Source organism: Streptomyces nidicola, assembly GCF_050106155.1.
GTDB lineage: Bacteria > Actinomycetota > Actinomycetes > Streptomycetales > Streptomycetaceae > Streptomyces.
In genome coordinates this window covers 2,016,778-2,034,085 of sequence record NZ_JBNBPI010000001.1, presented here as the reverse complement: position 1 = coordinate 2,034,085, position 17,308 = coordinate 2,016,778, and the positions used below count along the sequence as shown (strand labels likewise).

Sequence of the window (17,308 nt, the reverse complement as noted above, 5' to 3'; positions counted from 1 at the left end):
ACGCATCGCGCAGATGTCGAAGCGCTTCGATGTTGCCGTGACATTAAGGGAGCGCTCCCACGGTCACAAGACGCGTGCGTCAATTTCCCGAACGCGCTTTTCTTGCTTCGTACTTGACACCTGGTCACCGCAGTACAGAGCATCGAAGCGCTTCGAAGCGGCTCCGCTCTCTCCGACTTCCTCTCCGGCCAAGGGACGCGCACGTGACCGAAAGATCTGCAAACCACCCCGGCTCCACCGCCCCCGACAGCAAGCGCGTCGACGAGCTGCTCGCCCGGCTCTCGATCGAGGAACGCATCGCGCTCCTGCACCAGTTCGCGCCCGCGGTCCCGCGCCTCGACCTCGCCGCGTTCCGCACCGGGCAGGAGGCGCTGCACGGCGTCGCGTGGATGGGAGAGGCCACCGTCTTCCCGCAGGCGGTCGGCCTCGGCGCCACCTGGAACGACGGGCTGCTGCACCGGATCGGTACGGCCGTCTCCGCGGAGGCCCGCGCGATGCGGCAGCACGACGACCGGGTCGGCCTCAACGTCTGGGCGCCCGTCGTGAATCTGCTGCGCAACCCGCTGTGGGGCAGGAACGAGGAGGGCTACGCCGAGGACCCCCACCTCACCGCCGCGATCGCCACGGCGTACACGCGCGGCCTGCGCGGCGACCACCCCGAGTACTGGCGCACGGCCCCCGTCCTCAAGCACTGGCTCGCCCACAACAACGAGACGGACCGGGACACCTCCAACGCCTCCGTGCGCCCACGGGTGCTGCACGAGTACGACCTCCGCGCGTTCAGGCGGCCCGTCGAGGCCGGCGCGGTGGCCGGCGTCATGCCCGCCTACAACCTCGTCAACGGCCGCCCGAACCACGTATCGCCTTATCTGCGCGAGCAGTTGAGAACCTGGACCGACCAGGAACTCCTCGTCTGCTCCGACGCGGGCGCGCCCAGCAACCTCGTCGACTCCGAGCACTACTTCGCCACGCACGAGGAGGCCGTCGCCGCCGCCCTGCGCGCGGGCGTCGACAGCTTCACCGACCACGGCACCGACTCCTCGACGATCGTCGGGCGACTGCGGCGCGCCTACGACCAGGGACTGATCTCCGAGGCCGACATCGACGCGGCCGTGCGCAGGCAGCTCGAAGTGCGGGCCCGGTTGGGCGAGTTCGCGGATACCGACCCCTTCGACCAGGATCAGGATCAGGACCAGGACGGGGCCTTCGACACCGACGCCCATCGCGCGCTCGCCCAGGAGGCCGCCGAGCAGGCGATCGTGCTGCTCAAGAACGACGGCCTGCTGCCGCTCGCCGAGCACACCCGGATCGCGGTCGTCGGCCTGCTCGCCGACGAGTGCAAGACGGACTGGTACAGCGGCACCCTCATCCGCCGCTCGACACCCCTCGACGGGCTCCGGGAACGCTTCGGCGCTGAGCGCGTCACGTATGCGGAGGGCGTGGACCGGGTGCGGATGCGGTGCGCCGAGGGGTGGGTGTACGTCCCCGAGGTGCGGGACGAGCCGACGCCCGAGGCCTCCGGAGCGGGCCACGTACGGGACGGGGCCGCCTCCGATGCCCCCGGCGGCGCCCTCGACCCCGCGTTGATCGCCGGTCGGACCGACCTGCCGCCGCTGCACGTCTCGCCGTCCGCCGAGGGGGCCGCCGAACTCGCCCTGGTCGACTGGGGATCCGGCGTCCACACCCTCCGCGCGCCCGACGGCCGCTACCTCTCGGTCGCCGACGACGGCTACGTCCGGGCCTCCGCCGAGCGGCCGGGTGGCTGGGTCGTCCAGGAGACGTACACGCTCGAACCGCACGGGAACGGTCACCTCCTCAGGCACGCAGGGACGGGTCGGTACGTGTCGGTCGCCGCCGACGGCCTGAAGGTTGCCGACCAGGGCACGGTTTTCGAGGTCGACGTCGTGGAGCGCGGCGCCGACGCCGTGGCGAGGGCGGCCGCCGACGCGGACGTGGTGCTCGTCCTCGCGGGCAACGACCCGCACATCAACGGCCGCGAGACCGAGGACCGCACGACCCTCGAACTCCCGCCGCAGCAAGCTGAGTTGTGGCGCACGGCCCGCGCCGCCAACCCGCGCACGGCCCTCGCCCTCGTCTCCTCGTACCCGTACGCCGTCCCCGACGTGCACGCCGAACTGCCCGCCCTGCTGTGGACCGCGCACGGCGGCCAGGCCGCGGGCCGTGCGCTCGCCCGCGTCCTCGCCGGGGACGTGAGCCCGGCGGGCCGGCTCCCGCAGACCTGGTACGCGGCCGACACCGACCTGCCCGGCCTCCTCGACTACGACATCATCGGCTCGCGCCAGACGTACCTCTACTTCGAGGGCACCCCGCTCTACCCGTTCGGACACGGCCTGTCGTACGTACGCTTCGCCTACGACGCGCTGTTCGTGTCCTGCCCAGACGAGGTGACGGTGGAGGTCACCTTCACCGTCACGAACACGGGCCCGCGCACGGCCGACGAGGTGCCGCAGCTGTATCTGCGGGCGGTGGACGCAGCCGTGCCGCGCCCGCGCCGGCAACTCGTCGGGTACCGCCGCATCGCCCTCGGCGCAGGGGCTTCGGAGCGGGTCACCTTCCGCGTTCCGGTCGCCGAGTTCGGCCACTGGGACGTCGCGCGTGGTGGCTGGAGCGTCGCCGGGGGAACGTACGAACTGCTCGTCGGCGCCTCCAGCGCGGACATCCGCCTCGCCGAAACCCTGCGCATGGACGGCGACGCGCCCGCTGCTCGCCCCGTGCTCACCGAGGGCCTTGCCGCGGCGACGTACGACGAGCGGAGCGGCGGCATCGAGATCGTCGACCGCACGAAGACACACGGCGATGCCGTGACGGGTACGGGTGAACTCCTCTACAGGGACTGCGACTTCGGGGCGGAAGGTGTCTCGGGGGTGCGCCTCGACATCGCGGGCGAGGGGGCCGTGGACGTGCACCTCGATGGCGCGGGAGAAGGGGGCGTGGACGTGGCCGACGGCCCCCGCGTCGAGGTGCCCGCGACCGGCGGACCGTACGACTACGTCACCGTCGACGCCCCCTTCGCCGCGGCCGGAGTGCGGGATCTGCGGGTCCGGCTGGGCGGTGGGGTCCGCCTGGCCGGCATCACTTTCGTTCAGCGGGGGACCGGTGCATGAGGGTACGGGGGCAGGGGTGACACCACATCCCAGACGTGAGTAAGGTGAGCCTTACCTAAGTTTGGAGTGGAGATGGTCAACCCAGTGGCGCACCAGGAGCACCAGGAGCTCACCACCGCCGAGCGGGCGCGGACGATCCTCGCCGCGGCCGACACCTTGACCCTGACCCTGACCACCACGACCGAAGCCCGCCTTCGGCTGGACTGCGTGGGGCTCTACGCCGTGGACGCCGCGTCCCGGCTCATCCTGCTCGACCCCGCGGACCCCCGGCTGACCGCGGCGCTCGCCACGGCGCCGCACTCGGGCCTCGCCGCGTACGCGGAGTTCACGGACGTGGCCCCCGTCGTCGTGCGCGACCGGGTGCGGGCCCGCCTCGCCTTCAGCGGACGTCTCGGGGGTGCGGGTCCCGACACCCTGGTGTTCCGTCCGGCGCGGGCCGCCTTCGCCGAGGACGACTCCGTGCGCGTCCTGGATGTGACGGAACTCGCCGCCGCGGCGCCCGATCCGCTGGCCGGGGTCGAGGCGGAACTGCTCTCGCACCTGGACACGGGCCACGCGGACCTCCTCGTGCAACTCGCGGAAATGGTCGGCGAGTTGGATCTGTCGGACGTCGCGGACATCCGACCTGTGCGCCTCGACCGCAGGGGCCTCGTTCTGCGCCTCGAACGCGCCGCCGATGAGTACGAGGACGTCCGCATCACGTTCCACACCCACGCGATCGGCCCCCACGAGGTGGGCCACCGCATCCAGGAACTCCTCGACGTCGCGGCCGCCCGCGCACACCGCTGAACGGAGGCGCCATGCAGCGCGGCAACATCACCGCAACCCGCGTCAAGCCCGAGTCGGCGCGGCCCTTGCGCCTGCGCGTCCTGCGCAGCGAACGCCTCTCGCCGCACTTCGTCCGGGTCACCCTCGGCGGCGGCGACATCGCGCGCTTCCGGCCGATGGGCTACGACCAGTGGTTCCGCCTCTTCCTTCCGGCGGGGCCGGACGCGGAGGCCTCGCTCGGCCGGGTCCCGGAGCGGCTGAGCACGGTCAGCTACCTGAAACTCCTCGGCGGCCCCAAGGAATCCCGCCCCGTCCTGCGCAACTACACGGTCCGCGCGCACCGCGCCGAAGGCCCCCAAGGCCCGGAGCTGGACGTCGACTTCGTGCTCCACGGCCATGACGACGAGGCCGCCTCGGGCCCCGCCGCGACCTGGGCGAGCAACTGCGGCCCCGGCGACGCGGTCGTCCTCGTCGACGAGGGCACCGGCTTCAACATGCCCGAGGGCATCGGCCAAGTCGCCCTCGCCGCCGACGAGTCGGGCGTGCCGGCACTCGCCGGTGTGCTCGCCTCGCTGCCCGCCGACACCACGGGCTGGGCCGTCGCGGAAGTACCGACCGCCGAGGACCGCCAGAAACTCACGGCGCCGCCGGGTGTCGAGGTCGTGTGGGTCGACCGGGGCAACGACGTGACCCCGCCGCCGGTGCCCGGTGCGGCGGCTCTCGCCCGAGCGCGCCAACTGCCGCTGCCCGAGGGTCCGTTGTACGGCTGGGCGGTCGGGGAGTCGGGCCTCGCCACAGGACTGCGTAGACACTGGGTGGCCCAGGGGACGCCGAAGGACCGCATCATGTTCTGCGGTTACTGGAAACACTGAGCGCTTGGCTGCTCGGAATCGGAAGGGTCACTGATTCGTGTGACGCGGGCCGGGCCGTCCCAGGGTTCCCGGCCATGTCTGCGACGGTGGCGGTCATGGCTTCTCTGTACCGGACACTGCTGAACGGCCTCTCTCGGACCGGGGCCCAGATCATCGACCTCGCGCCCGGGGCAGCGGTCCTTGTGCACCGACGTCATGGAAAGTGGACCAGTACCGACTTCGGCGGCGGCCTCCATCTCGTCGTGGACCAGCGGAAGTCGGGCAAGCCGGAGCGGGACCTCCAGAAGGCGGCGTCCGACCATCTGTGCAGCCGCCATGTCGTCGAGATGCTCGACCACTACGGCGTGAACTGCGTCTTCGACGTGGGTGCCAACGTCGGACAGTACGGAAAGCGTCTCAGGCAGTTCGGATACAAGGGCCGCATCGTGTCCTTCGAACCCGTTCCGCGCTTCCTGGAGAAACTGGAGGAGCGCGCCGAGAGGGACCCGGACTGGCACATCTTCCCCTGCGGGCTCGGCCGTTCGGACGAACAGCGCCCCATGCACGTCGAGTGGAACACCATGAACTCGCTGCTCGCCCCGACCGACTACGGCAACGCGGCGTACAAGCGGTTCAGGAAGGGCGCCACCGAGGAGATCCAGGTCTGCCGCCTCGACGGCCTCATGGACCAGGCCCTCATCGGCATCACCGACCCCCGCCCCTATCTCAAGATGGACACGCAGGGCTACGACCTGGAGGTCTTCGCCGGGGCGGGGGAGCGCGTCGGAGACTTCGTGGGCCTGCAGTCGGAGGTCGCGCTCCTGCGGCTCTACGAAGGCAGCCCGCGCATGGAGGAGGCCGTCGCCGAGTACGAGGCCCGCGGCTTCGAGGTCACCGGCATGTACCCGGTGACCCGCGAGAAGAGCACCGGCCGGGTGCTCGAGTTCGACTGCGTGATGATGCGCGCGGACGCGGCAGCCGCCGGACGTGGCCCCGGCGGCTGACCCACTGTCATCGATCGAGTCTCAGCGATCGAGCTCCCGGTGCGCGCTCTCCGGGAGCCGCAGGTACACGACCGAGGACACGAGGCACAGCACGGCGACGTACCAGGGGAAGAGCCCGCTGTGCCCGAGGTCCTTGAACAGCGTGCCCATGTACGGCGCCGTGCCGCCGAACAGGGCCACCGTCAGCGAGTACGGGAAGCCGATGCCCGCCGCCCGTACCCGCGCCGGGAACACCTCCGCGTTGACCGCGGCCGAGATCGATGTGAAGCCGGTGAGCAGCACCATGCCGGCGCACTGCGCGAACAGCAGGGAGGCGAAGGACCCCGTCAGCGAGTGCAGCAACGGCACGCTCAGCAGGGCGAACCCGAGCCCGAAGAACAGCAGCAGCGGCTTGCGGCCGAAGCGGTCGGAGAGCATCCCGCCGACGGGTTGCAGCAGGGCGAAGAAGGCCAGCGAGATCGTGCCCACGGTCAGCGCCTGCGACTTGTCGATGTCCGTGTTCAGCTCGGCGTACGTCGGCAGGTACGAGGTCCACGTGTAGTACGCGAGCGTGCCGCCGGCCGTGATGCCGCAGATGAGCAGCGACTGGCGCGGGTACTGGCGCAGCGCGTCGAACAGCCCCGGCCGCTCGTGCGCCTCGCTCCGCGTCTCCTGCGCCCCCTGCCGGATCCAGAACCCGACCAGGCTGAGCACGGCCCCCGCCAGGAACGGCACCCGCCACCCCCAGCCGTCCATCTGCCCCTCGGCGAGCGTGGCCACGAGCACCGCGGCGACGCCGGACGCGATCAACTGCCCGATGGACGTGGACACATACTGGAACGACGAGAACAGCCCGCGCCGCCCGGGCCCCGCGGACTCCACGAGAAACGTCGTCGACGCCGCGAACTCCCCGCCCACGGACAGCCCTTGAAGCAACCGGGCGAGCACCAGCACGATCGGCGCGAGCACCCCCACCGACGCATACGTCGGCGTGATCCCGACCAGCAGACTGCTGCCACCCATCAGCAGAATGGTCACGGTCAACGCGGCCCGCCGCCCACGCCGGTCGGCGACGGCCCCCATCAACAGCCCGCCGACCGGCCGCATGAAGAACCCGACCGCGAACACGGCGAAGGTGGCGAGCAACGGAACGAGCGAGTTGTCGGCCCCCTTCGGAAACACCTGATCGGCGATGTACGTCGCCAGAAAGGTGTACGCATACCAGTCGTACCACTCGACGGCATTGCCGACGGAGGCGGCGAGGAGCTGTCGTAGAGGGTGAGTAGGCGGGGCCCCGGCCTTGATCGTCTCTGTCATGATCCTGACGGTATCCCCGGAAACTCGCAGCTCACACGCGGTTTGACGGAGTCGAGACATTCCCGGCAACCAGGTGCTCCATCGTCCGCCGATCCGCGCTTGACCTCAACTTTGGTTTAGCTTCTATCTTCGTGGTCATCGGCAACCGCGCCGAACAAGGAGGCAATTCCCGTGACCACGACTGCCGTCCCCGAGACCTACCGCAACGCTGTTGTCGCCCACATCATGATCGACGGCGCCGCTGCCGCGCTCGACTTCTACACCGAAGCGTTCGGAGCCAAGGAGCTGTTCCGCCTGGACGGCCCGGACGGACGCATCGTCCATGCCGAGGTCCGCATCCAGGACTCCACGATCATGCTGGGCGACGCCGAGGGGCCGGTCTTCGGGGCGCCGACCCTCCTCGGCGGCACCACCGTTGGCCTGCACGTGTTCGTCGATGATGTCGATGCGCTCGCGCAGCGGGCCGTGGCGGCCGGGGTGGAACTGCTGCAGCCGCCGGCCGACCAGTTCCATGGCGATCGCACGGCCGTGCTGAGGGACCCCTTCGGGCACGTCTGGGTGTTCCTCACGCACCTGGAGGACCTGACGCCGGACGAGGTGGCCCGGCGGGCCCGGGAACTCTTTCGCTGAACGGTGATGCGCCGGACAGGACCTGGGGCGCGGCGACGTCGTCGGTGACCAACTGGCCGATGGGCGTGGACACATACTGGGGCGACGAGAACGGCCCGCGCCGCCCCGGCGTCGTCGGCCGAGCGCATCGGGAAGTACCGAGGAGCGAGGAGACGCCATGAGTACGACCGTGACCGACGAACAGATTCAGGCTCTGGCCGCGACCGCGAAGCCCTACAGTCTGGCGATCCTTCAATGGGGCCCGGAGCGGACCATGGACGGTGCGGGCGCGATCGAGCTCGAACACCAGCGGCGCATGGTGTCGTTGCGTGCCGATGGCGTGATCGCGGTCCTGTGTCCAGTCGGCTCGGACACCGTGGCCGGTGTCGCGATCATGACTGTGTCGGCCGAGGAGGCCGCGGAGATCATGGCCGGCGATCCCTGTGTGCGGGCCGGGATGATGCGCTGTGAGGTTCACCCGTGTCATGGCTTCCCCGGAGACGCTCTCCCCGCGTGAACGGCCCCGTCCAGGGGTGGCGGTGGGCCTCTAGCGATCCCCGGGTGCGGAACCGGCGGCGGTGCGGAGTCTGTTGCCCTCCCGGCGGTCCTGGAGGCCCACGGCGAGCGTGAGGGCCGCGCCGAGGGCGATCGGCGTCAGCATCCCGGCGAAGAACCACCACGGGACCTCGGGCGTGGTGGTGGTGCGCCACATCACGAGGTTGCCGATGAGGAAGGACAGTCCGATTCCGATGTTGGTGACGAGCAGGGCCACGGCCATCCGGCGGGCTCCGGTGCGTGTCGCGGGACGCCGACTGCCGGCGATCGCGAACGGGGGCCCGCCGTCGGGCAGTTCGGCGGACGGCGTGGCCCGCAGCAGCAGCGCGGCGGTGACGGCCAGCAGCACGGTCACACCCGCGTAGACGAAGACGAGCATGAACGCGGCGCCCACGGACTTGTCCGTCCAGGCGTCCACACCGCTGCCACCGATGTGCTGCGGGATGCGGTCGGGCAGGTGCGGATACACGGCGACGCCCCAGGCCACCATCCCGGCCAGCACCACCACGCCGACCGCCAGCCAGGCCCAGGGGAAGCGCGGCGGGGTGTACGAGGCGGCGGGCATGACCCCATTGTGGGGGCTCGCGTGCCGCGTGATCCTTTCCCGGGCCCGGCAGCGATCCGCGGCCGTCGGCTGCCGGGAACGGTCGGCTGACGATCCCACGCGTGGCCGCCGCGAGGAGTGTGCCGACGGCGTAGCCCGCCACGGCCGTGCTCAGTTCGACCGGCGCCGTGCCAGGACGACCATCGCCGAGCCGAGCGCGACCAGTGACAGTGCCCCGAGGCCCAGCCAGCGGCCGTGCGTACTCGCCCCGGTCTCGGCGAGGGCAGGGCCGGTCGGGCCCGGCGGCGAGGCGGGGGCGCTCGGCCGTGCCGGCTCGCTGCTGGTGGGTGAGGGGGTCGGGGTGGTCGTGGAGGGGCTGGGGGAGGGACTGGGCTGCGCTTCGATGCGCAGGCCGGTCGCGGCCTCGACACCGACCGGCGTACGGTCGCCACCGCGTGCCCGGGCCGTCAGCTCGGCGCTGAGCGACAGCGGCCCCGTCGGCGCCCCTTCGGCGACGGCAAGGGTGAACGCGGTGGTCGAAGAGGCTCCCGGGGGCAGGGCCGTGCCCTTGGGCAGCGTTCCCACGAGGGAACCGTCGGGGCCCGCGGTCAGGGGGATCCGGCGGCCCTCCAGGAGCAGCGTCACCTGGTCGGGGCGCAGGCCGGCCGGCCCCTGAAGCGTCAGGGTCGTGCCGGTGTCCGGGTACTCCGGGCCATCGGCCGGGTTCGTGTACGTCACCGATACGTCGACCGCCGGGCCGCCCGCGACGAGGCGGTCGGGAGCCGTCACGGCGGCCGTGGCCCGCCCTTCGACGGCGAAGTCGTAGGTGGTGTCGGCCACGGTGATGGCATCCACGTAGGTGTCGAGCGTGGCGGTGTCCGAGCCGAGCCGTCCCACCCTGGCGATGACACCGAGGGCCCCGTCCCCGGGAGCGGCGCACGCGGCGGCGAACGTCGCCAGTGTCGCGTCGCCCTGTGCGGGGATGCCGGCCACGGCCCGCGACGTCCGCCACGAGGACGTGCCCGTGGGGGCGAAGGTCTGCCAGGTGTCCGGTACGACGCCGGTCCTGCCCTGGGTGTCGGAGTTGCGGCCCGGTTCGAAACTGAGGGTCGTGAACACTCCGCCGCACATCATCGGGAACTGCAGGTTCGCTCCGGCGTTCCCGGCCGTGGATTCCGCCGAGTTCTGGTACGTGGAATAGGAGATGCCCGAGGCCAGCAGGGACGTCAGGGAGATCGGGGCGGCGAACGGGTGCGCCGCTTGCGAGGTCTCGCCGCCCCCGACTCCCAGGTGCAGGCTCCCGTCGAGCCACCGGGGGTCGGCGAAGGCGGAGACTTCCTGGGTGCCGTAGGGGATCCCGGCGTTCCCGGGGTCGTCCTGGAGCCGAAACCAGGGGCCGGCCGCGCCGAGATCCCCGGGGTTGACGACCGTGGTGGCAGCGGCGGCTGCCGGGAGGGGACCGATGCCCCAGACGGAGAGCGTGGCAGCGAAGGTGAGACCGGCGAGCGCCGGGACCCGCGTCTTCCTGCCGTGCAGAACAGCATGTTCAGGCATGGGCGATGTGTTATCAGCAGATTTACCGCTGAGGGGCTTCCGTGCCGGGGCCACGCCCAGTCATTCACGAGGACGGCCGCACGCCCGCCCGGCCGGCCATGACAGTGACGCCGGACGAGCCGTTGACGGAGCACGGGGGACCGGCGGCGAAACGATCAGCGGCGAGAACCGGTTCGCCGCCGGTCCGGGCATCTCGCGGAACCAGAGCCGGGGCCGCGGGGCCGGCAGCGCCGCTACCCCCGCTTGTAGCTGATCACGGACGTCGTCACCAGGCACGGGGACGGTGGCACCATCTGGACGCGCAGGGTGCCGCGCGTCGCGTCGTAGTCGATGCCCTCGGACTCGAACGTGCCCTTGCAGACGCTGCGTTGGGGGATGGCGAAGGCGGACGTCACGTGGCCGGTGACCGGGCGGCCGTCGAGGGGGCGGTCGAGGGCGATGTCGAGAACCTCCTTGGTCGTGGCGTCGGACGAGCAGAGGAGGTGGGTGGCGTCGGTGAAGTCGCAGCCCTGGATGTTCGTGACCGGCTTGTCGAGGGAGATCTGGCCGGCCTGCGGGAGGTTGGTGCCCGGCCGGGGCGCGGAGGGGTTGAGGACGGGGGCCGGGAAGACCTGGAGGCGGTCGCGCGTGCCCCATTCGCCGGACACCAGCCACTGGTCATCGGGTGACACGGCCGCGAACGAGTTGTTGAGCATCTCGCCCGGGTCCAGGGCGTGTTCGTAGGTGGTGCGCTTCCCGTCCGCCGTGGTCACCGCGAACATCTTCTTCGTCGCGCTGTCGCCTCCCTGATACGCGTCGAAGGTGAGGCCGCGCGCCACGTCCGGGTCGCCCACGTGCGTCCAGCCCGCGACGCGCAGGGACAGCGGGACCGAGCCGAGGCCGCGGTACACGAGCGTCCCGTCGGCGCGGGAGGCCAGGCCCTGGCTGCCCGTCAGCGAGTTCACGTGCGCGGTGCCGGTCTCGGTCCAGGTGGGCGCGGCGGACGCCGTGGTCGCGCCGAGCGTCAGGGCGCCCAGGGCGGTGGCCAGGGTCAGTGCGGAGCGTCTTTTGTGCCGCTTCTTGTGCCGGGTCATGAAGGTCACCCTGCCCCATGATCGGTGCGCGCAGGGGACGTTCGCGCAGGGTGGCGGATTGTCGCCGTACGTCCACGCCGGGAGATGTAAAGGGTTGTAAAGGCGCCGTATAGGGGGAGTGACCGCAAAGCCCCCAGCTATGGCCTGGCATTGCCTGGCTGACGTTGTGTCATCACGCAGCGTGGCGGAATGAACTCCTCCCGGGTGTGACGCGTCTTACTCAAAACGAGACCGGGAAATTCGCTGGAGGTGTGACGTCGGAGAGTCACCATGCGCTTGACTTGGCGAACCCCCAACTAGGAGAGCTCATGCGACCGTTCGCACTGAACTATGCCCGCCCCACGCGAGAGGCAGAGGTCAGAGCGCCGTATATGTACGACGCGACACTGCAGTTGAACGTGCTCGCCGACGGCGCAGTGGCGGCGCGCGACTACGCAGTGTTGCGAGAGTTCGCGGCCACCACCTCCACCGCGGGTTCGAAAACCCATTTCGACGACTGAACGGCCCTGCGGAAATGACCGTGCTGATCCTGACGAGTGAACAGGATGTGACGGCCGACATGGCCGTCGTCGAAATGAATGCCAATGGAATCCCTGTCCTGCGGCTCGATCCCGCCGAACTACCGGGCGGTGTGGGCCTCTCGGGCGAGTTCGCGCACGGCGCGTTCCACGGCCATCTCTCGGTCGGGGGCCGGGTCGTCAGCATGAGCGGCCTGCGCTCCATCTGGGTGCGCCGCCCCGGTGTGCCCGCGGCCCACGCGGAAGCCGCGTCGTCCTGGCTCACCGAGGAGGCCTCGCAGTCCCTGTACGGGATGCTGCGGTGCACGGAGGCGCGCTGGATGAACCACCCCGACTCCGCCCGGCAGGCCCGCCACAAGCCGTGGCAGTTATGGCTGGCGCGCGCCTGCGGACTGCCCGTGCCCCCCACGCTGATCACCACATTCCCGCGCGCCGCCCGTGAGTTCGCCGCGCGCTACCCCGACCTGATCGTGAAGCCGGTCTCCGGGAAGCACCCGGACGACGCCGGGCTCGCCGTGCCGACCACGCGCGTGCGCCCGGGCGAGGACTACCAGGACGTCGCGAACGGGCCGACGTTGCTGCAGCGCCGGGTGCGCAGGGCGGCGGACATCCGCCTGACCTGTGTGGGCGACCGGCTGTTCGCGGCGCGCGCGGCGGGTTCGCCGGACGCCGAGGACGCGCGGCAGAGCGACGGGACGACCGTGGACGACGTGCGGTTCGACGCTGCCGCGGGCCCTTGGCGCCCGATACCCGTGCCCCGGCGCATCGCGGACGCGGTCCGGGCCTATCTGACCCGCGCCCAACTGGCGTACGGGGCATTCGACTTCGCCGAGGACGCCGACGGCATCTGGTGGTTCCTGGAGTGCAACCAGTCCGGCCAGTTCGGCTTCATCGAAATCGAGACGGGACAGCCCATCGGCCGCGCCGTCGCCCAGTGGCTGGCGGGCGAGCCCCTCGGGCCGATATCGGGGGCGGGCGAGGGCGACGAGCGCGCCCTCGGCGGCGCGGGGTGTGGCTGACGCGACTCGCCGGTGATCTTTACGGACGGTGGACGGCGGGGTACGAGAGTGGTGGTCGACCACCCGACCGCCCGACCACGCGCCTACTCGACCGCCCGACCGCCCGCCCCGTCGCCGAGGGAGCCCCACCGTATGACCGACGCCACCGCAGTCACCAGGCAGGGAACTCTGCGTGGCCGCACCGAGGACGGGATCGCCGCCTTCCTCGGAGTGCCCTACGCCGCCGCCCCGTTCGGCCCCCGCCGCTTCGCCGCGCCCGAGCCCGCCGAGCCGTGGACCGGGGAGCGCGACGCCACGGAGTACGGGCAGAGCGCGCCCAAGGCCCCGTACGCCCCGCCCTTCGACGCGCTGATCCCGGAGACCGGTCAGGACGGGCCCGACTGCCTCAACCTGAACGTCTGGACCCCGCGGCCGGGCCCCGGCGCCCGCCTCCCCGTCATGGTGTGGCTGCACGGCGGGTCCTTCTCCAACGGCTCCGCGAACTCCTCCGGCTACCGCGGCGACACCTTTGCCCGCGACGGCGTCGTCTTCGTCGGCGTCAACTACCGCCTCGGCGTGGACGGATTCCTGCACCTGCCGGGGGCGCCCGACAACCGGGGCCTGCTCGACATGATCGCCGCGCTCGAGTGGGTGCGCGACAACATCGAGGCGTTCGGCGGGGACCCGGACCGGGTGACCGTGTTCGGCGAGTCGGCGGGCGGGGTGGCCATTGGCCGGCTGCTCGTCGAACCGCGCGCCCGTGGCCTGTTCCGGCGCGCCATTTTGCAGAGCGGGGCCTGCCACCACTTCGTACGGCCCGACACCGCGCGCCGCATCGGGGAGCGGCTGGCCGAGCAACTCGGCGTGCCGCACACCGCGGAGGCGTTCGCGGCGGTGCCGCTGCCGGAACTGATCGCGGCGCAGGGCGCGTTGACGGACGAGTTCAAGCGGCGGCCCGACCCGGCGGTGTGGGGCGACGCGGCGCTGAACGGGATGGTCTTCGAGCCCGTCGCCGACGAGCGGGCGCTGCCGGGGCCGGACGCGGGGGTGGACATCTTCGTCGGCAGCAACCGCGAGGAGAACCGCCTCTACATGGTGCCGACCGGGCGCTTCGACACCATCAGCGAGGAGCGGGTGAAGCGCGGCGCCGAGGCCTTCGGCGCGGACCTCGCGGGGTACCGGGCGAGCCGGCCGCACGCGAGCCCCGGCGAACTCCTCGACGCCATCGTCACCGACTGGTTCTGGCGGATCCCCGCGGTGCGCCTCGCCGAGTCCGTGCCGGGCTCGCACGTCTACGAGTTCGCCTGGCGGTCCCCGCAGTTCGGCGGCGAGCTCGGCGCCTGCCACGCCCTTGAGCTGGGCTTCGTCTTCGACCGCGTCGACGACCCGGACTACGCGGCGCTCGCGGGCAAGGACGCCCCGGCGGACCTCGCGCGCGCGATGCACGGCGCGTGGGTCGCGTTCGCGGACTCCGGGGACCCGGGCTGGGCGGCGTACGACCCCGCGGGGGAGCGGGCGACCATGGTGTTCGACGCGGGCGCCTGCCGGGTCGAGGCGGACCCGCGGGCGGCCGAGCGGAAGCTGTGGGAAGGCGCCCGCTGAGGGCCGGAACCATGCCCGGTATGGCGCGATAGTGTGCCCCGGTGACGACGCATTCGAACACCCCCGCAGGTTGGTACCCGGACCCCCAGGGGGCGCCCCAGGCCCTGCGGTGGTGGGACGGAACCCAGTGGACCGGGCACACGCACGCCGGTCAGGCGCAGGCGCAGGCCCCGACGCAGGCCCCGGCCATGGGGCAGATGCCGCAACAGCAGGTGCCGCAGCAGCAGGCGCAGGCCGCCGGGGTGCAGCGTCAGGTGCAGCAGCAGGCGGGCGTCGCGGGGGCCGGGCAGGGCGGCGGCACGCTGTTCACCGAGCCGGTCCTCGTGGTGAACCAGAAGGCCAAGCTGATCGAGCTGACGAACGAGTACAGCGTCATGGATCAGCACGGCAACCAGCTGGGCTCCGTCGTCCAGGTCGGCCAGAGCGCCATGAAGAAGGCGCTGCGCTTCGTCGCCAGCGTCGACCAGTTCATGACGCACCGGCTGGAGATCCGGGACGCGTACGGGCAGCCGCACCTGGTGCTCACGCGGCCCGCGAAGTTCATCAAGTCGCGGGTCGTCGTCGAGCGCCCGGACGGGTCGCCGGTCGGCGAGATCGTGCAGCAGAACGCCATCGGGAAGATCAACTTCGCGATGACGGCGAACGGTCAGCAGGTCGGCGCGATCAAGGCGGAGAACTGGCGGGCCTGGAACTTCGCGATCGTCGACCATGCGGACACCGAGGTCGCGCGGATCACGAAGACGTGGGAGGGGCTCGCCAAGACGATGTTCACGACCGCGGACAACTATGTGTTGCAGGTGCACTTTCAGTTGCCGGAGCCGTTGTTGAGCCTGGTCGTGGCGACGGCGTTGACCGTGGACACGGCGCTTAAGCAGGATTCCCGTGGGTTCGGGTGACCTTTGCATGTAGCGGGTCTACGGGGTTGCGGCCACGGGGCTCTGCCCCGGACCCCGCTGGCTCTCGTCCAAGAGCGGGGCTTTATGGGCATGCGTCAGCAGAACCACGCCGCCCGTCGCGAGGATCGCTCCCGCCGCTGCGAGGGCCAGGCCCCCTGCGCCGCCCTGGAGGTGTTCGCCCAGGAGGGCCAGGCCGATGATCGAGGCGGCCAGCGGGTTCGCGAGGGTCACCATGGCGAGCGGGGCGCCGAGGCCGTCGCGGTAGGCCGTCTGGGAGAGCAGGAGGCCGCCCGCCGCGAAGGCGGCTACGAGGAGCGCGACCGCGATCACCCGTACGTCGAGCAGCGGGCCCGACCGGTCGGTGGCCGCCACCGTCACGGTCTGCGTGAGGGCGGAGGCCACGCCGGACGCGACGCCGGAGGCGGTGGCGTGGCGCAGGCCCGGCTTCGCGCCGCGGCGGGAGAGCGCGCCGATGAGCGCCGCCGTCACCGCGGCCACGCCGAGCGCCTCGGGCAGCGAGAGCGTGTCGTCGGGGGCGGGTCCTGACGCCGTCACGAGCAGCGCGCCGAGGCCCACGAGGGTGAGCGCCGTGCCCCGCCACTCGCCGGGCGTGACGTGCCGCCCCGCGACCCGCGCCCCCAGCGGCACCGCCGCGACGAGGGTGAGCGCGCCGAGCGGCTGGACGAGGGTGAGCGGTCCGTACTTGAGCGCGGCGACGTGCAGCAGCGCGGCCGAGGCGTTGAGCCCGACCGACCACCACCAGGCCCCCGTCCCGAGCAGCCGCAGCACACCGCCCCCGGACTTGGCGGCGAGCCGCTCCTGGGCCACGGCCGCGGCGGCGTAGGCGACGGCGGAGACCAGGGAGAGGGCGACGGCGAGCAGGGTGGCGGTCATCGTGCCGCTCCGGTCGCGAGGCCCGCGGTCGGCTGCTGCGCGTTCGCGGCGGAGGCGGAACCCGGCGCCGCGATCACCTCGACCGGTATATGCGTCGGGGTCGCCGCGGCGAGCACATCAGCGGGCGTGAGCGCGTCGGGCGGGGTGCGGAACGCGGCCGGAGCCGGCGTCCACGGCGTCGGTGTGCGACGGGTCGCCACGAGGTGCGGCGTGGCCGCGGTCGTGGGGGCCGGCACCGGGAACAGGTGGCGCCAGAATCCGGTCGCGTCGACCGCGCGCGGCAGCCGGATCACCGCGAGCGCGGCGCCGAGCAGCAGCGTCGCCACGATCGTGTCGAGCCAGTAGTGGTTGGCGGTGCCCACGATCACGAGCAGCGTGAACAGCGGGTGCGCCAGCCACAGCCAGCGCCACCGCGAGCGGGTCGCGGCGACGAGGCCGATCGCGACCATCAGGGCCCAGCCGAAGTGCAGCGAGGGCATCGCGGCGAACTGGTTGGCCATCGTGTCCGTGGCGGGCTTCGCGGCGTACACCGAGGGGCCGTAGACCTGCGCCGTGTCGACGAGGTGCGCGGCGCCCAGCATCCGCGGCGGGGCCAGCGGGAACGTCAGGTGCAGCACGAGCGCCGCCGCGGTGAGCACCGCGAGCACGCGCCGCGTCCACAGGTAGTGGCGCGGGCGGCGCAGATAGAGGAAGACGAGCAGCGCGATCGTGGCCGGGAAGTGCACGGACGCGTAATAGATGTTCGCGGCGTGCACGAGGGTGTCGCTGCTCAGCAGCGCGTCCTGCACCGCACCCTCGCTGGGCAGGTGCACGGCACGCTCGAAGCTCCACACGTGGTCGGCGTTGTGGAAGGCCTCGGCCGTGTGGCCGTTGGCCAGCTGCCGCCCGAGCTTGTAGACGAGGAAAAGTCCCACGACCAGCAAGAGCTCGCGTATCAGGGGTGGCCGGACGGCGTGCTGCTCCGGTTCCCTCAAGTTCCCGTTCATCGATACGCCAGTGTACCGATACGGTGGCGTACCGG

15 protein-coding genes and 1 pseudogene are annotated in these 17,308 nt (G+C 71.7%); 10 read left to right on the top strand and 6 right to left on the bottom strand.

The genetic code is table 11. The annotated features are described in order from the left end of the window. Nucleotides 1-203 precede the first annotated feature (203 nt). From ACOKM3_RS09495 to ACOKM3_RS09480, 4 genes are all read left to right on the top strand, one after another. Nucleotides 204-3,125, top strand: a complete 2,922-nt coding sequence (locus tag ACOKM3_RS09495; RefSeq protein ID WP_426898849.1) for a glycoside hydrolase family 3 C-terminal domain-containing protein — start codon at nucleotides 204-206, stop codon at nucleotides 3,123-3,125. Nucleotides 3,126-3,197: 72 nt separating this feature from the next. After that, nucleotides 3,198-3,914 carry a DUF2470 domain-containing protein gene (locus ACOKM3_RS09490; RefSeq protein WP_426898847.1) on the top strand — a complete coding sequence of 239 codons (717 nt, stop codon included), beginning with the start codon at nucleotides 3,198-3,200 and terminating at the stop codon, nucleotides 3,912-3,914. Between the two features lie 11 nt (nucleotides 3,915-3,925). Next, a complete protein-coding gene (locus ACOKM3_RS09485) occupies nucleotides 3,926-4,765 on the top strand; it encodes a siderophore-interacting protein (RefSeq protein ID WP_426898845.1) in 840 nt (279 codons plus the stop codon). Nucleotides 4,766-4,860: 95 nt separating this feature from the next. After that, entirely contained in the window at nucleotides 4,861-5,748 is an 888-nt protein-coding gene (locus ACOKM3_RS09480) for an FkbM family methyltransferase (protein ID WP_426898843.1), read from the top strand. A gap of 21 nt (nucleotides 5,749-5,769) precedes the next feature. Here the strand turns inward: ACOKM3_RS09480 and ACOKM3_RS09475 are convergent, their stop codons facing one another. After that, a complete protein-coding gene (locus ACOKM3_RS09475) occupies nucleotides 5,770-7,044 on the bottom strand; it encodes an MFS transporter (RefSeq protein ID WP_426898841.1) in 1,275 nt (424 codons plus the stop codon). Nucleotides 7,045-7,209: 165 nt separating this feature from the next. On the opposite strand from ACOKM3_RS09475, the gene ACOKM3_RS09470 reads away from it, so the two are divergent. Together ACOKM3_RS09470 and ACOKM3_RS09465 are read left to right on the top strand one after the other, a co-directional pair. After that, on the top strand, nucleotides 7,210-7,674 hold the full coding sequence (locus tag ACOKM3_RS09470) for a VOC family protein (RefSeq protein ID WP_426906748.1): 465 nt from the start codon (nucleotides 7,210-7,212) through the stop codon (nucleotides 7,672-7,674). A 157-nt stretch (nucleotides 7,675-7,831) separates the two neighbouring features. Continuing rightward, nucleotides 7,832-8,170, top strand: a complete 339-nt coding sequence (locus ACOKM3_RS09465) for a YciI family protein (protein ID WP_426898839.1) — start codon at nucleotides 7,832-7,834, stop codon at nucleotides 8,168-8,170. Nucleotides 8,171-8,200: 30 nt separating this feature from the next. On the opposite strand, the gene ACOKM3_RS09460 is transcribed toward ACOKM3_RS09465, so the two are convergent. The 3 genes from ACOKM3_RS09460 to ACOKM3_RS09450 form a co-directional block, all read right to left on the bottom strand. Further along, nucleotides 8,201-8,773, bottom strand: a complete 573-nt coding sequence (locus ACOKM3_RS09460) for a DUF1648 domain-containing protein (protein ID WP_426898837.1) — start codon at nucleotides 8,771-8,773, stop codon at nucleotides 8,201-8,203. Nucleotides 8,774-8,923: 150 nt separating this feature from the next. Next, nucleotides 8,924-10,306: a COG1361 family protein gene (locus tag ACOKM3_RS09455; RefSeq protein ID WP_426898835.1), complete on the bottom strand. Its 1,383-nt coding sequence runs from the start codon at nucleotides 10,304-10,306 to the stop codon at nucleotides 8,924-8,926. Nucleotides 10,307-10,539: 233 nt separating this feature from the next. Beyond that, a complete protein-coding gene (locus ACOKM3_RS09450) occupies nucleotides 10,540-11,379 on the bottom strand; it encodes a hypothetical protein (protein ID WP_426898833.1) in 840 nt (279 codons plus the stop codon). 308 nt (nucleotides 11,380-11,687) lie between these two features. On the opposite strand from ACOKM3_RS09450, the gene tgmA reads away from it, so the two are divergent. The 4 genes from tgmA to ACOKM3_RS09430 all read left to right on the top strand — a co-directional run bounded on the left by tgmA (nucleotide 11,688) and on the right by ACOKM3_RS09430 (nucleotide 15,393). Then, nucleotides 11,688-11,879: a putative ATP-grasp-modified RiPP gene (tgmA, locus tag ACOKM3_RS09445; RefSeq protein ID WP_266715696.1), complete on the top strand. Its 192-nt coding sequence runs from the start codon at nucleotides 11,688-11,690 to the stop codon at nucleotides 11,877-11,879. A gap of 14 nt (nucleotides 11,880-11,893) precedes the next feature. Beyond that, the gene (tgmB, locus tag ACOKM3_RS09440; protein WP_426898831.1) at nucleotides 11,894-12,916 is read left to right on the top strand and encodes an ATP-grasp ribosomal peptide maturase; all 1,023 of its coding nucleotides are present in this window, start codon (nucleotides 11,894-11,896) and stop codon (nucleotides 12,914-12,916) included. 132 nt (nucleotides 12,917-13,048) lie between these two features. Next, nucleotides 13,049-14,497 (top strand): carboxylesterase/lipase family protein, encoded by a 1,449-nt coding sequence (locus ACOKM3_RS09435; protein WP_426898829.1) that lies wholly within the window; start codon nucleotides 13,049-13,051, stop codon nucleotides 14,495-14,497. A gap of 41 nt (nucleotides 14,498-14,538) precedes the next feature. Further along, complete coding sequence (locus tag ACOKM3_RS09430; RefSeq protein WP_426898827.1) at nucleotides 14,539-15,393, top strand: phospholipid scramblase-related protein; 855 nt, start codon at nucleotides 14,539-14,541, stop codon at nucleotides 15,391-15,393. Between the two features lie 18 nt (nucleotides 15,394-15,411). Here ACOKM3_RS09430 and ACOKM3_RS09425 read toward each other — a convergent pair whose 3' ends face one another. Beyond that, nucleotides 15,412-16,287: a DMT family protein gene (locus ACOKM3_RS09425; RefSeq protein ID WP_426898825.1), complete on the bottom strand. Its 876-nt coding sequence runs from the start codon at nucleotides 16,285-16,287 to the stop codon at nucleotides 15,412-15,414. Between the two features lie 272 nt (nucleotides 16,288-16,559). Then, nucleotides 16,560-17,273, bottom strand: a pseudogene (locus ACOKM3_RS09420) (phosphatase PAP2 family protein); the annotation flags it as partial. Between the last annotated feature and the right edge of the window lie 35 nt (nucleotides 17,274-17,308).

What these genes read in the sequence shown, in the direction of transcription:
- ACOKM3_RS09485 (WP_426898845.1), top strand. Translation starts at nt 3,926, where the DNA reads ATGCAGCGCGGCAACATCACCGCAACCCGCGTCAAGCCCGAGTCGGCG.
- tgmB (WP_426898831.1), top strand. Translation starts at nt 11,894, where the DNA reads ATGACCGTGCTGATCCTGACGAGTGAACAGGATGTGACGGCCGACATG.
- ACOKM3_RS09455 (WP_426898835.1), bottom strand. Translation starts at nt 10,306, where the DNA reads ATGCCTGAACATGCTGTTCTGCACGGCAGGAAGACGCGGGTCCCGGCG.
- ACOKM3_RS09450 (WP_426898833.1), bottom strand. Translation starts at nt 11,379, where the DNA reads ATGACCCGGCACAAGAAGCGGCACAAAAGACGCTCCGCACTGACCCTG.
- ACOKM3_RS09490 (WP_426898847.1), top strand. Translation starts at nt 3,198, where the DNA reads ATGGTCAACCCAGTGGCGCACCAGGAGCACCAGGAGCTCACCACCGCC.
- ACOKM3_RS09475 (WP_426898841.1), bottom strand. Translation starts at nt 7,044, where the DNA reads ATGACAGAGACGATCAAGGCCGGGGCCCCGCCTACTCACCCTCTACGA.
- ACOKM3_RS09425 (WP_426898825.1), bottom strand. Translation starts at nt 16,287, where the DNA reads ATGACCGCCACCCTGCTCGCCGTCGCCCTCTCCCTGGTCTCCGCCGTC.
- ACOKM3_RS09480 (WP_426898843.1), top strand. Translation starts at nt 4,861, where the DNA reads ATGGCTTCTCTGTACCGGACACTGCTGAACGGCCTCTCTCGGACCGGG.
- ACOKM3_RS09465 (WP_426898839.1), top strand. Translation starts at nt 7,832, where the DNA reads ATGAGTACGACCGTGACCGACGAACAGATTCAGGCTCTGGCCGCGACC.
- tgmA (WP_266715696.1), top strand. Translation starts at nt 11,688, where the DNA reads ATGCGACCGTTCGCACTGAACTATGCCCGCCCCACGCGAGAGGCAGAG.
- ACOKM3_RS09435 (WP_426898829.1), top strand. Translation starts at nt 13,049, where the DNA reads ATGACCGACGCCACCGCAGTCACCAGGCAGGGAACTCTGCGTGGCCGC.
- ACOKM3_RS09460 (WP_426898837.1), bottom strand. Translation starts at nt 8,773, where the DNA reads ATGCCCGCCGCCTCGTACACCCCGCCGCGCTTCCCCTGGGCCTGGCTG.